This window comes from Alistipes sp. CAG:268 (assembly GCA_000434235.1).
Classification (GTDB): domain Bacteria; phylum Bacteroidota; class Bacteroidia; order Bacteroidales; family Rikenellaceae; genus Alistipes; species Alistipes avistercoris.
In genome coordinates, this window is sequence record FR891986.1 from 1 (window position 1) to 13,410 (window position 13,410).

The window sequence follows — 13,410 nt, forward strand, 5'->3', positions numbered from 1 at the left end:
CGGATAGTTTCTTATTTTTGTGCAAAATTCAATCGCTGTGAAAACCGTCGAACTGCTGGCCCCGGCCAAGGATTACGACTCGGTCGTTGCGGCCGTGGACTACGGCGCCGATGCCGTCTACATCGGCGGGGCGCGCTTCGGGGCGCGTCAGGCGGCCGGGAACTCCACGGAGCAGATCGCCCGTGCGGTGGAGTATGCCCACCGCTACGGCGTCCGGATCCATGCCACGCTCAACACGCTGCTGTGGGACGACGAGCTGGCCGATGCTGAGCGTCAGGCCCGCGAGCTGATCGCCGCGGGCATCGACGCGCTGATCGTGCAGGACATGGCCCTGCGGCGGATGGACCTTCCGGTCGAACTGCACGCCTCGACGCAGGTCTCGAACCGCACGCCCGAAGGGGCTCGCTTCCTGGGCGAGGCGGGCTTTGCGCGGGTGATCCTCGAGCGCAACCTCACGCTTGACGAGATCCGTGCCATCTGTGCCGCGACGCAGGCCGAGGTCGAATGTTTCGTCCACGGGGCCATCTGCGTCGGCTACAGCGGGCGGTGCTTCCTCTCGCGCTCGATGTCCGGGCGCAGCGGCAACCGCGGTGCCTGCAGCCAGCCCTGCCGGCTGACCTACGACCTTACCGATGGACGCGGGCGGACCTACCTGACGGGCAAGCACCTGCTCTCGGTCCGCGACCTGAATCTCTCGGCCCATCTGGGCGAGCTGCTCGATGCCGGGGTGCGGTCGTTCAAGATCGAGGGGCGGCTCAAGGATACGAACTACATCCGCAACGTCGTGGCCTACTACCGGCAGGCGGTGGATGCGGCGCTGGCCTCGCGGCCGGAGCTGCACCGCTCCTCGGCGGGCGAGAGCATCCCCGATTTCACACCCGACCCGGCGAAGAGCTTCACGCGCGGGGAATCGACCTATTTCTTCTCGGGCAAACGTCCCGGCGTAGCGTCGTTCGATACGCCGAAGGCCGTCGGCGAGCGGATCGGACGGGTTGTGCGTGTCGATGCGCGCTCGTTCGTGCTTGAAACGGTGCAGCCCGTGGCTCCGGGCGACGGGCTCTGCTTCCTGACCCGCAAGGGGCTGGTCGGGACCAATGTCAATGCCGTCGAGGGAACGCGCATCGTTCCCAACCGCATGGAGGGCATCGAGGCCGGGGCCGAGGTCTACCGCAACAGCGACCGCCTCTTCACGCTGCGTGTCGAGCGGAGCCGTACGCGGCGGGTGATTCCGGCCCGGATGGTTGTCGAAGCCTCGGCCGAAGGGGTGCGCATGACCTGCTCCGATGCCGAAGGGTTCACGGCGACAGCCTTCCGGCAGGCCGCACTCACGGCGGCGCAGCGTCCCGATGCGAATGTCGGCTCGTTGCGGACGCAGGCGGCGCGGAGCGGTGAGACGATCTTCGCCGTGCGGAGCGTCGAGGTCCGGGGCGGCGAGTGGTTTGTGCCGGCCTCGCTGGCCGCGGAGGTGCGCCGCGAGGTGCTCGAGGCGCTTCTCCGCGAACGGACGGCGCAGCCGCCGGAGCACCGCATCCTTCCCGAGAATCGGGCGGCCCGCTACCCCTCGGAGCGCCTTGCCGCCGAGGAGAACGTGACCAACCGTCTGGCCGAGGCCTTCTACCGCGACCACGGTGTCCGGGAGATTGCCCGGGGACTCGATCTCGAACCGACAACCGTCGGCCACGTCGTGCTACGCACGGCCTACTGCATCCGCCGCGAGATCGGCGAGTGCCTGCTCCGCCGGCCCCGGCTGCGGGGCGAGCTGTGGCTCGAGCGGGGACGTTCGCGCTACCGGCTCGATTTCGACTGTGCGCGGTGTGAGATGAGCCTGGTCGATTGTACGGGTATGGCGGAGGGAGCAAACGAAAGGGAAAAACCTTGAATCTTAAAATAAACCCGAATGACGATGAGAAAACAAATCTTGGCCCTGACGGCGCTTGCGCTGACGGGCGGAATCTACGGAGCGGCGGCGCAGACCTGGACCGAATGGCAGGATCCGGCCGTCAATGAGATCAACCGGCTGCCGATGCGCTCGACGCTCGATGCGGGTGAGCGGCTGTCGCTCGACGGCGTATGGCGCTTCGACTGGGTGCGCAACGCTTCGGAGCGGCCCGACGGCATCTGGCGTGCGGACTACGACGACAGCGCCTGGGCGACGATCCCCGTGCCGGGGATGTGGGAGCTCTACGGCTGGGGTGACCCGATCTATGTCAATGTGGGCTACGCCTGGCGCGGGAATTTCCGCAACGATCCCCCGCACGTGCCCGATGCCGAAAACCATGTGGGCTCCTACCGCCGGACCTTCGAGGTGCCGGCCGACTGGGCCGGGAAGGATATCTTCCTCTCGATCGGCTCTGCGACGTCGAACGTCTACGTGTGGATCAACGGCCGTTTCGTCGGCTACAGCGAGGACAGCAAGCTGGCCGCGCAGTTCGACGTCACGAAGTTCGTGAAGCCGGGCGAGAACCTCATCGCCCTGCAGATGTTCCGCTGGTCGGACGGCTCCTACCTCGAGGACCAGGACTTCTGGCGCCTGTCGGGCATCGCCCGCGGTGTCGAGCTGACGGCCCGCGACAAGGCCCACCTGCAGGACGTGCGTATCACCCCGGCGCTTGACGGGGAGTACCGCGACGCGCAGCTGCGTGTCGAGCTGGAGACCACGCCGCGCGTGAAGCGGGTCGATCTGACGCTGCGCGACGCTGCCGGCCGGAGCGTGGCGACGCAGTCTGTCCGCATCTCGGGCGGTAAGGGCGACTACACCTTCGAGGTGGCCGACCCGGCCAAATGGACGGCCGAGACGCCGAACCTCTATACGCTGGAGATGGCCGTTTCGGACGGCAGCCGAACAACCGAGACGGTCACGGAGACGGTCGGTTTCCGTTCGGTGGAGATCCGCGACGCCCAGCTGCTCGTGAACGGGCAGCCGATCCTGATCAAGGGCGCCGACCGCCACGAGATGGACCCGCTGGGCGGCTATGTGGTGAGCCGCGAGCGGATGATCGAGGATATCCGCATCATGAAAGAGCTGAACATCAACGCTGTGCGAACGTGCCACTATCCCGACGATCCGATCTGGTACGACCTCTGCGACCGGTACGGCATCTACGTGCTCGACGAGGCCAACGTCGAGTCGCACGGCATGGGGTACGGCGACCGGACGCTGGCCGCCAACCCGCTCTTCGCCAAGGCGCACCTCGAGCGCAACATGCGCATGGTGCTGCGCGACAAGAACCACCCGTCGGTGATCATCTGGTCGATGGGCAACGAGGCCGGCATGGGCCCCAACTTCGAGAAGTGCTACGAATGGATCAAGAATTACGATTCGTCGCGTCCGGTGCACTACGAGCGTGCGGTCTACTACAAGGAGGACGAGGGCCGTCCCTACACGGACATCGTCTGCCCGATGTACTGGGATTACGAGGCATGCGAGAACTATTGCAAGTCGAATCCCCGGAAGCCGCTGATCCAGTGCGAGTACGCTCACGCGATGGGCAACTCGATGGGCGGTTTCGACCTCTACTGGGACCTTGTGCGCAAGTATCCGTCCTACCAGGGCGGCTTCATCTGGGACTACGTCGATCAGGCGCTGGCCCACTATGAGGCCGACGGCCGCGTGTCGTTCTACTACGGCGGCGACTTCAACAACTACGACGCCACCGACAATTCGTTCAACAACAACGGCGTGATCGCCGCCGACCGGACCTACCACCCGCACGCCTACGAGGTGCAGCGCCAGTACCAGTCCGTCTGGACCGAGCCGGTCGATCTGGCGAAGGGCCGCGTTTCGGTCTACAACGAGAACTTTTTCATCGGACTCGACAACTGCGAGCTCGAGTGGCAGGTTGTGGCCGACGGCCGGGTCGTGAAGACGGGTCGTGTGACCGACCTGGAGGTGGCTCCGCAGCAGCGCCGCGAATACACGCTGGGATTCGATGAGGCCGACTTCCCGTCCGATGCCTCCGAGGTGCTGGTGAACGTGGCCTACAGGCTCAAGAGCCCCGAGGCGCTGCTCGATGCCGGCCATGCCGTGGCCCGTCAGCAGTTTGTCGTCCGCGAGTACGACTGCACGGGCCAGACCGAACTCGCGCAGACGGAGCGTCCCGTGCAGATCACCCGCTGGGAGCGCGGCACACGTGTCGAGGGCGACCGCTGGGAGCTCTTCTTCTCGCGCGACGGATTCCTCTCGCAGTACCGCGTGGACGGCCGCGAGCTGCTGGCCGAAGGGGCCGCACTGCGTCCGCAGTTCTGGCGTGCCCCGACCGAGAACGACCTGGGTGCAGGGCTCGATGCGCGCTTCGGCGTCTGGAAGTCTCCCGTGCTGAAGCTCACGCAGTTCGATGCCGTGACCGAAGAGGGTGTGGCTGTCGTTACGGCCCGTTACGAGATGCCGCAGGTCAAGGGTGTGCTGACGATGACCTACCGCATCAACGGTGCGGGCGAGGTCTCGGTTGCCGAGCAGTTGGAGGCCGGTGATGCCGAGGCCCCCGGCATGTTCCGCTTCGGCATGACGATGGCCATGCCGGCCCGTTACAGCGAGATCGTCTACTACGGCCGCGGTGCGCACGAGAACTACTGCGACCGCCTCTCGTCGGCCGACCTGGGCCTCTACAGCCAGAAGGTGGCCGACCAGTACCACGACGAGTATGTCCGCCCGCAGGAGTCGGGAACGAAAAGCGACCTGCGCTGGTGGTCGGTGGTCGATTCGTCGGGTTCGGGCCTCGTGATCCTCTCGGAGGCTCCCTTCTCGGCTTCGGCGCTGCCCTATGCGACCGAGGCGCTCGACGTGACGAACTTCCCGCCGCAGCAGCACTCGGGACCGCTCCGCAGCGGCGACCGCACCTACGTCAATTTCGACCTGCGGCAGATGGGTCTCGGATGTATCAATTCGTGGGGTGAGCTGCCCGAGGACCAGTACATGATCCCCTACGGCGACTATACCTTCCGCTTCCTGCTGCGGCCGACGGTAAAATAAGGATTTTCATGCAAGAACAACTCACGCCCGACTTCCCGGACTACGAGCTCCTCGATACGGGCGATTTCGAAAAGCTCGAACGCTTCGGACGCCATGTCACCCGCCGTCCGGAACCGCAGGCCATCTGGCGGCGGACGCTTCCGGAGGCGGAGTGGCGGCGGGCCGACGCCTCGTTCCTTCGCCGCGACGGGCACAGCGACGAACGGGGCGAATGGCGCCTTGCGCCGAAGATGCCCGACCGCTGGACGGTGGAGTACGACTGTCGGGGAGTCCGGCTGCGCATGCGGCTGGCCCTCACCTCGTTCAAGCATGTGGGAATCTTCCCCGAGCAGGCCGCCAACTGGGATTTCATCTTTGACCGCTGCCGCGAGGCCGTGGCTGTCGGCCATACGCCCCGCGTGCTGAACCTCTTCGCCTATACGGGCGGTGCGACGTTGGCGGCCCGGGCTGCCGGAGCCGAGGTGACGCATGTCGATTCGGTCAGGCAGGTGGTGACGTGGGCCCGCGAGAACATGGAGGCGAGCGGTCTGGACGGCGTGCGCTGGATCGTTGAGGATGCCCTGAAGTTCGTGCAACGCGAAGTGCGCCGCGGCAATGCCTACGACGGCATCATCCTCGACCCCCCGGCCTACGGTCGGGGTGCCAACGGCGAGAAGTGGGTGCTCGAGGAGGGCATCGGCGAGATGCTGGCCTGTTGCGCCCGGCTGCTTGCCCCCTCGCACTCGTTCCTGGTGCTGAACCTCTACTCGATGGGGCTCTCCCCGACGCTGGCTCGCACGGCCGTGCGGCAGGCGTTCGGCGCGCCGCGCGAGGAGCAGTGGGGTGAGTTGTGCTTCACGGACCGGGGCGGCAAGGAGCTGCCGCTGGGAACCTACTACCGTTTCGTGCGCTGATGGCGTTGCGCGACGGGAACGAACGACAAAGCCCCTTCCGCAATCGACGGAGGGGGCTTTTATTTGGAAACCTGTCCAAACGAACAGACTATGGGATCTGCTTTTCTTGTGATTCTTTTCGGCGCCCTGAGCGGATGCCTGCTCTCGGTGTTGGTCGGCGTGATCGGCAGCCGACGCCGCATCGGCTTCGGCTGGGCTTTTCTGATCAGTCTGATTTTCACGCCGCTCGTGGGGCTGATCGTCGCCCTCTTGACCGATCCCCTGCCGGGCGAAGACCGCCGTTGGGGTTGCATCGGGACCCTGCTGGCCCTCCTGGGGCTGGTGTCGCTGGTGGTCTTCCTGCTGTTGCTGCTGGCGGGCGGTATGCTGCTGGTCGCGTAGGCGCTGTCAGAATATGTGGTAGATGAGGATTCCCGCTATGGCCGAGAGGACGATCAGCAGGATGGGATTCACCTTGTGCCACGACGCCAGGACACATACGCCGAAGATCGCCCAGCTCCAGCCGTCGATGAAGCTCTCGCCCTCGTGCGAGGCGGGGAACATGAGCAACAGGGCCGCTGAGGCGATCATGCCGATGACGACGGGTTTCATGCCTGACATGGCCCCGGCGAGGATCGCGTTGCCCTTCAGGCGGAGGAAGAAGCGCGTGAGCAGCAGCATGACCGTAAGCGACGGCAGGCAGACGGCCAGGGTGGCGATGGCCGAGCCGAGGATGCCGAACAGGGTGTTGTCGCCGGCCTGCATGCCGACCGTGTAGCCCACGTAGGTCGCCGAGTTGATGGCGATCGGCCCGGGGGTCATCTGGCTGATGGCCACGATGTCTGTAAACTCGGTGTTGGTCATCCAGCTGTGGCGGACGACCACTTCGTGCTGGATGAGTGCCAGCATGGCGTATCCGCCGCCGAATCCGAAGAATCCGATCTTGAGGTACGAGAGGAACAGTTGCAGGAAAATCATGACTTTTGCTTGGCTTTTTTACCGACGGTGAGCGCCCACACGATGCCGACGAGGGCTCCTGCCGCGATGAACAGTACGGGGGACCATCCCATCCTCCAGACGATCAGTGCTACGGCTGCGACCACACCCGCAAGAGCCGGGTGCATGCCCCGGGCCAGCGAGAAGACCGGCACGACGATCAGCGCCACGACGGCCGGACGCATCCCCTTGAAGGCGGCATCGATCACCGGGTTGTGTCGGATTCCGGCGAAGAAGATCGCCACGATGAGGATGATCAGGAACGACGGCAGGGTCGCCCCGAGCGAAGCCGCCACGGCTCCCTTCAGGCCCCGGACCTTGTAGCCGATGAAGACCGACGTGTTGATGGCGATCGGCCCGGGCGACGACTGGGCCAGCGTCAGCAGGTCCAGGAATTCGTCCTGCGCAAGCCACCGGCGCCGTTCGATCACCTCGGCCTCGATGAGCGGCACCATGGCGTATCCGCCGCCGAAGGTGAACATGCCGATCTTGAAGAAGCTCCTGAAGAGTTCGAAAAGCGAGGTCTGTTCCATAAGGTGTTTACTCTCTTTTTTTCTTGCCCAGCAGGCAGCGCATTCCGTCGATGTAGGTCATCGGGTGGGTCGGTGCTCCCGGCAGCCAGAGGTCCGGGCGGTGCCGTTTGAGGAACGTGCGGTCGATGGCGCGGCTTCCGGCGAAGAGCCCGCCCGAGCAGGCCTCCGAGCCGCAGACGACGAGGATTTTCGGCTCGGCCACGGCGTCGTAGCAGATCTCCAGCGCTTCGGCCATGTTCTGCGAGACGGGGCCCGAGAGCACCACGCCGTCGGCATGGCGCGGCGAGGCGGTGAAGCCGATGCCGTAGCGGTCGAGGTCGAAATTGACGTTGCCCGTGGCGTTGAGCTCCATCTCGACCGAGGCGTCGCCTCCGGCCGAGACCTCGCGCAGCTGGAGCGCGCGGCCGAAGAACTGCCGGATCTCGGGGCGCACCTGTGCCGGGTCGAAGGGCACGCGCCGGTCGCCGGGACGCAGGATGAGCCCCTCGCGCGTGGGCGAGCCGATGCGGTAGTCGTTCGTGAAGCGGATGCTGTGCGGCGCGCGCCGGGCACATTCGCCGCAGAAGAGACAGCGGCCCAGGTCGAGCGTGAAGGGCTCTGCCGTGATCGCGCCCGTCGGGCAGATCGCCGCAGCCTGCTCCACATTCCGGCGTTCCCCGTCCGTCGCGGGTTCGTCCAGTTCGGGACGTCCGCGGAAGGCCGCGGTCAGCTCCACGGCGTCGAGGTCCGGGATATACTGCTTCCCGTGGCTGCGTAATACGCGTATTTTCGGAAATATCATATCGTTTTCACTCTTAACGGTTCGTGTTCGTCCGGCCCTGTGTCAGAGGTCGTGTCCGCAGTAGGAGAGGTTGAAACTCTTGTTGCAGATCGGGAAATCGGAGATCCCCTCCCCGCGGACGGCCAGTGCCAGCGCCAGCCAGTTGTGCAGGCTCGGGTCCTTGATCCGGCAGGCGGCGATGCGCCCCGAGGAGTCGGTGACCACCGCGTGGCAGATTTCGCCGCGCCATCCCTCGACGAGCCCTACCGACAGCGAGTCGGGGGCGAGCGGGGTGGTGTAGTCGGGGGCCGGCAGCTCTCCGGCCGGGGAACGCCACGCCTCCAGCAGGCGGTCGATGTATTGGGCCGACTGCAGCACCTCGCGGCAGCGGACCATCAGGCGGGCCATCACGTCGCCCTGCGTGCGGACGACGGGCTCGTGGTGCAGCAGTCCGGTGTAGGGTCCCCACGGATGCGAGCTGCGCAGGTCGCGCGCCACGCCGCTGGCCCGGGCCGCCTGTCCGACGCCGCCGATGCGGAGCATCTCCTCGCGCGGCACGATGCCGCACTGTTCGAAGCGTGCCAGCAGCGAGGGCGACGATTGGATGTCGCGGCGCACCTCGTCGTAGCGGCGGGCGATCTCGCGGACGTTCGTGCGGATCATCTCCGCGGTCTGCTCCGTGAGCGGGTGGTCCGTACCGCCGGGGCGGATGACCCCCTTGCCGAAACGGTTGCCGCACCAGGCCTGCGTGGTGTTGATCGTCATCGTGCGCAGCGCCTCGCAGGCCACCTGCCCCAGCTGGTAGCCCACATCCATCGACAGCGCCCCGGTGTCGGCGATCTGCATGGCCATGCGCTCGAGTTCGAGCGCGACGGTGCGTTCGACTGCCAGCCGCTCCGGAGTGCGGAATCCCGTCAGCTTGCCGACCGCCTCGGCGAAGGCCGTGGCGTGCGCCACGGCACTGTCTCCGGCTACCGTCTCGGCGAGGCACACCTGCCGCAGGCGGTTGTCCGTCTCGGCGAAGGCCTGCTCGACCCCGCGGTGCTGGTAGCCCAGCGCGATCTCGAGGTGGAGCACCTGCTCGCCGTTGCAGATGAAGCGGAAAGCCCCCGGCTCGATGATTCCTGCATGAATCGGGCCGACATTGACCTCGTGCAACGACGCTCCGTCCATCGTGTAGAAGGGGTAGTTGTCCATCGTGCTGCGGCGGTCGTAGCGGTCGGCCGGGAAACGCAGCGGCTTGGGCCACGGCATGCCGTCGAAGCGGATGCCGTAGTGCTCGGTGATGTCGCGTTCGAAGGGGTGCAGGGCGGGGTGCACGGCCGTCAGCGAGGGTAGGGCCTCCTCGTCATAATACTCCATGGCGTGCGAGGTGACCAGTATGCGGTGTTCCGCGTCGTCGAGCAGGATGCAGATGAAGCGCATCCGGTCGCCGGCCGGGAGGGCGAAGTAGTGGGCCACGTGGTAGCGCGGGTCGGAAAGCCGGTCGGAGAGGTCGTCGTAGAAGTCGGCGTAGGCCGCTTCGGGAATCTCCGCGAGCGGAATGGCGGAGGCGGTGTTGTCGGTTATGTACGGATTCATGGATTTCATAGCGAAGCGATTTCGGCGATCAGACGTTCGAGGGCTCCGGGCTGCCAGACCCCCACGACGATGGCGGCGAGCAGCAGCGTCAGGGCCGACCACGAGAGCGTGCGATCGACCTTCGAGGGGTGCAGCTCGTCCTGGTTGGGCTGGTAGCAGAGCCGGATCATGCGCATGCAGAACGAGTAGATGACGATGCAGAGCAGCAGCAGGATGCCGCCGACGAGCCACCATTTGCCCGCGGCGATCACCTCGCGCAGGATCGTGAGCTCCGAGACGAAGAGCGGCGAGGGCGGGAAGGCCATCAGCACGACCATGCCCGCGAGCAGCCCGACGGCTCCCACCCGGTTGATGTGTATGTAGTCGCCGATGCGGTTGATGCGGTAGCCGTTGTAGACCTGCCGGACGACAGCCATCTGCAGGAAAAGGCTGCTCTTGACCAGCGTGTGGCAGACGACGTGGAAGACGGCGGCCCAGACCCCCACGCCTCCGATGCCGAGCCCGATGGCGGCGATTCCCATGTTCTCGACTGTGGAGTAGGAGAGGAAGCGCTTGTAATTGTTCGTGCGGCGCAGGAAGAGTGCGCCGATGACGAGCGACAGGATGCCCACGACCAGCAGCACGGAGCGTACCCAGGGGAAGACATCGGTGGCGGCGAGGACCTTGTAGACGCGCAGGATGGCGAGGAATCCCGCATTGACCAGCCCCGTGGAGATGAGCGCCGAGGCGGGCGACGGGGCGGCGAAGTTGGCGTCGATGCCCACGGTGTAGAGCGGGAAGAGTTCGACCTTGCAGCTGTATCCGCAGAGGATGAGCAGGAAGGCCGTCTTCAGGTAGAGGGCATTGCCGCCGGCTGCGGCTGCGGTGACGGCTTCGTAGTCGAGCGATTCGCACTGGGTCGCCGCGGCCAGCAGCAGGATGCCCAGGTAGGCCATGGCGATGCCCGTCGAGCAGACGAAGACATACTTCCAGGCCGCCTCGAGCGTCTGTGCCGTGCGGCGGTGGTAGATGATGCCTGCCGAGCAGAGGGTCGTGGCCTCGAGGAAGATCCATGTCACGGCGAGGTTCGAGGCGAAGTAGACCCCGGCGATGGCCGTTGTCAGGAGCATGACCAGTGCGAAATAGCTCCGCATCTGGCCCAGGTCGCTGCCGCGCAGGTAGGCCTCCGAGTGGGCGAAGGCGTAGATCGATACGACGGTAAGCAGCACGAAGAAGAGCGTGCCGGCGGCGTCGAAGCGGAAGGCTCCGAGCGAGGAGGTGTCGTAGCCCCCTCCGAGGGTGATCCAGAGGGCGAAGGCCGCCTGGACGGCGTAGAACGCCACGCCCGCCAGGTGGATCTGCCGTTCGTTGCGGGCGGCGAATGCCGAGGCGCCCGTCAGAATGCTTGCGATGAGGTAGTAGAGCATGGTGTCAGTCCTTTACATTGGTGAGCGAATCGGCGTCGCCGGCGTGGATCTTGCCGTCGATCTTCGTCAGGAAGATGCCCAGCATGAGCACCGAGATGAGGATGTCGAGCAGGATGGCGAAGTTGATGAGCAGCGGCATCTCGACGCCGATGGCCGTCGAGAAGAGGAAGACGCCGTTCTCGATGGTCAGGAACCCGACCATGTGCGAGAAGATGCGCTGGCGCAGCGTGATGAGGATCAGTCCGCTGAGCAGTGCATAGAGCGCTACGCCGAAGAAGATGAGGTCGATCGTCGAGTCGGCGATGTAGTAGGTGAGCGAGGCGCTGACGACCAGAGCCGTGAGCGAGAGCAGCAGCGAGCCCGACTGCGAGGAGCCCGAGCGGGTCACGCGGTTGATCTTCGTGCGGCGGATCACGGCAAAGAGCAGCGCCGGGACCAGGATGCCCTTGAAGAGCAGCGTCTCGATGGCGATGAAGGCCAGTTCGGCGGGGTTGATGGCGTGGAGCCGGACCAGGGCGATGGCGAAGAGCAGCCACCCCTGCAGCCCGATGAGCGAGGCGAAGTTGCGGAAACGCTCGGTGATCGAGAGGTAGACGAGCGTCACGACATAGAGGATGACGAGCGGAAGGATCATTGTACGACGATGTTCAGGCGCAGCAGGTAGGCCGTGAAGTAGACCAGGGCGGCCAGTGCTGCGACGGTGAGGATAAAGGTGGTGTTGCGTGCGAGTTTGTTGCGGGCCTGGGTCGATTCGACCACGCCGACCGAGATCCCCGTGAGGAGCACGGCCAGCGGTGCGGCGATCCACCAGCGGGGGCAGAAGGCCGCGGCGACGGCATCGGCGGCCAGCAGCGAGAAGGCGGCGGTCTTGAGCCATGTGCCCATCTTGATGAAGGCCAGATCGACGCCGCAGTAGTCCAGGCACATCACCTCGTGGATCATCGTCAGTTCGAGGTGCGTGCGGGGGTCATCGACCGGTATGCGGCCGCTCTCGGTGAAGACGATCTTCGTCAGGATGTAGGCCACGAGCAGCAGGACGACGATCAGCTGGGTGTCCTCCCCGATCTCGGTCGAGAAGATCGATGCGAAGGAGGTGAAGCCCGAGATGAGGGCGAGGGTGCCGAAGACGAGCATCAGCGCCGGTTCGACCAGGGCGCCGTAGAGCGCCTCGCGGCTGGCGCCCATCCCTTCGAACGAGCTGCCGGTGTCCATGGCGGCGAGGATGATCGCCAGACGTCCGAGTGCCAGCAGGTAGGCGAAGGCCACCAGGTCGCCGTCGAACGAGAGCACGGGCTGCAGGTTGCCCACGGGGATGAAGAGCGCGGCGACGAGGGCCGAGCCGAGCGACACGGAGGGCGCAATGCGGAAGAGCGCCGACGTGGTCGTCGAGTAGACGGCACCCTTGCGGTGGTCGGCGAGTAGACGGCACCCTTGCGGAGCAGCAGCGCGACGTCGTAGAGGTGCTGTGCGAAGCGGATGCCTTTGCGCCCCGCCAGGCGGGCGCGCGTGCGGTTGATCAGCCCCGGGATCGCGAGGGCCGTCAGCAGCAGGAGCAGGGTATTGAGTGCCTCCATGGGTTTACAGGAGATTGAGGATCGAGAGGATGAATATCAGGGCGAGGAACGCCAGCGCGAAGAGGACGTAGTGGTTGATCTTTCCGGTCCTCAACCGCATGACGCGGGCGTTGATGCGGCGCAGCAGCTCGACCCACCACATCGAGAAGAGCCGTCCGATGCGGTCGCGGTGGCCGACGTCGAAGGAGTGCGAGGCGGGGAAGATCTCGCCCTTGCCTACGGGCGATCCTTCGCCGCTGTTCTGCGTCAGGGGCGTGGCGATCGACTGCAGTCCCTCGGAGAAGGATTCGCCCGTGTACTGCATGCGGACATTCACCGACGTGAAGCCGCAGCCCCACGTGGGGCCCTGGGCGACCTTCCGTGTGCGGAGGATGCGGCTCCGGAGCCAGACGAGCAGGGCGACGACGAGCAGGAGCAGCCAGGCCGTGCGCCCGACGGTCGTGAGCGAGGGCGAGAGCAGCCACGAGGCAGCATCCGCGGGGGTGTGGATGAAGAAGTCGGCGCTGCGCACGGCGATGCCCGCCGCGGCGCGCGGGAAGAGTCCGACGAAGAGGATGCCGGCCAGCGGGATGGCCATGGCGGCGATGCGCACGTTGCCCACCTCGGAGGCTTCGGCCACCTCGTGCGAGCGGGGCGACCCGAGGAAGACCGTGCCGTAGAGTTTGGTGAAGGCCAGCAGCACCACGCCGCCGATCAGGGCGAGGGCAGCCAGTCACGCG

At 65.8% G+C, this 13,410-nt stretch carries 12 protein-coding genes; 4 read left to right on the forward strand and 8 right to left on the reverse strand.

Annotation, left to right across the window (positions count from 1 at the left end; genetic code table 11):
• Nucleotides 1–37: 37 nt before the first annotated feature.
• The 4 genes from QZL63_RS03580 to QZL63_RS03595 all read left to right on the forward strand — a co-directional run bounded on the left by QZL63_RS03580 (nt 38) and on the right by QZL63_RS03595 (nt 6,243).
• Nucleotides 38–1,879 carry a peptidase U32 family protein gene (locus QZL63_RS03580; protein ID WP_022307961.1) on the forward strand — a complete coding sequence of 614 codons (1,842 nt, stop codon included), beginning with the start codon at nt 38–40 and terminating at the stop codon, nt 1,877–1,879.
• 24 nt (nt 1,880–1,903) lie between these two features.
• Nucleotides 1,904–4,969, forward strand: coding sequence for a glycoside hydrolase family 2 TIM barrel-domain containing protein (locus QZL63_RS03585; RefSeq protein ID WP_022307962.1), 3,066 nt, complete (start codon nt 1,904–1,906; stop codon nt 4,967–4,969).
• An 8-nt stretch (nt 4,970–4,977) separates the two neighbouring features.
• Nucleotides 4,978–5,862 (forward strand): class I SAM-dependent methyltransferase, encoded by an 885-nt coding sequence (locus QZL63_RS03590; protein WP_022307963.1) that lies wholly within the window; start codon nt 4,978–4,980, stop codon nt 5,860–5,862.
• A gap of 90 nt (nt 5,863–5,952) precedes the next feature.
• Nucleotides 5,953–6,243, forward strand: coding sequence for a hypothetical protein (locus QZL63_RS03595; protein ID WP_022307964.1), 291 nt, complete (start codon nt 5,953–5,955; stop codon nt 6,241–6,243).
• 6 nt (nt 6,244–6,249) lie between these two features.
• Here the strand turns inward: QZL63_RS03595 and QZL63_RS03600 are convergent, their stop codons facing one another.
• The 8 genes from QZL63_RS03600 to QZL63_RS03635 form a co-directional block, all read right to left on the reverse strand.
• Nucleotides 6,250–6,819 carry a chromate transporter gene (locus tag QZL63_RS03600; protein WP_022307965.1) on the reverse strand — a complete coding sequence of 190 codons (570 nt, stop codon included), beginning with the start codon at nt 6,817–6,819 and terminating at the stop codon, nt 6,250–6,252.
• Entirely contained in the window at nt 6,816–7,370 is a 555-nt protein-coding gene (locus tag QZL63_RS03605) for a chromate transporter (protein ID WP_022307966.1), read from the reverse strand. The genes QZL63_RS03600 and QZL63_RS03605 overlap by 4 nt, the downstream gene beginning before the upstream one ends.
• 7 nt (nt 7,371–7,377) lie before the next feature.
• Nucleotides 7,378–8,151, reverse strand: coding sequence for a ni Fe-hydrogenase III small subunit (locus tag QZL63_RS03610; protein WP_022307967.1), 774 nt, complete (start codon nt 8,149–8,151; stop codon nt 7,378–7,380).
• A 42-nt stretch (nt 8,152–8,193) separates the two neighbouring features.
• Entirely contained in the window at nt 8,194–9,711 is a 1,518-nt protein-coding gene (locus QZL63_RS03615; RefSeq protein ID WP_022307968.1) for a hydrogenase large subunit, read from the reverse strand.
• Nucleotides 9,712–9,716: 5 nt separating this feature from the next.
• Nucleotides 9,717–11,117: a complex I subunit 5 family protein gene (locus QZL63_RS03620; protein ID WP_022307969.1), complete on the reverse strand. Its 1,401-nt coding sequence runs from the start codon at nt 11,115–11,117 to the stop codon at nt 9,717–9,719.
• Nucleotides 11,118–11,121: 4 nt separating this feature from the next.
• Nucleotides 11,122–11,751: a hydrogenase 4 membrane component (E) gene (locus QZL63_RS03625; protein WP_022307970.1), complete on the reverse strand. Its 630-nt coding sequence runs from the start codon at nt 11,749–11,751 to the stop codon at nt 11,122–11,124.
• The gene (locus QZL63_RS03630) at nt 11,748–12,467 is read right to left on the reverse strand and encodes a respiratory chain complex I subunit 1 family protein (protein WP_022307971.1); all 720 of its coding nucleotides are present in this window, start codon (nt 12,465–12,467) and stop codon (nt 11,748–11,750) included. The genes QZL63_RS03625 and QZL63_RS03630 overlap by 4 nt, the downstream gene beginning before the upstream one ends.
• Before the next feature lie 228 nt (nt 12,468–12,695).
• Complete coding sequence (locus tag QZL63_RS03635) at nt 12,696–13,373, reverse strand: hypothetical protein (RefSeq protein WP_290585899.1); 678 nt, start codon at nt 13,371–13,373, stop codon at nt 12,696–12,698.
• Between the last annotated feature and the right edge of the window lie 37 nt (nt 13,374–13,410).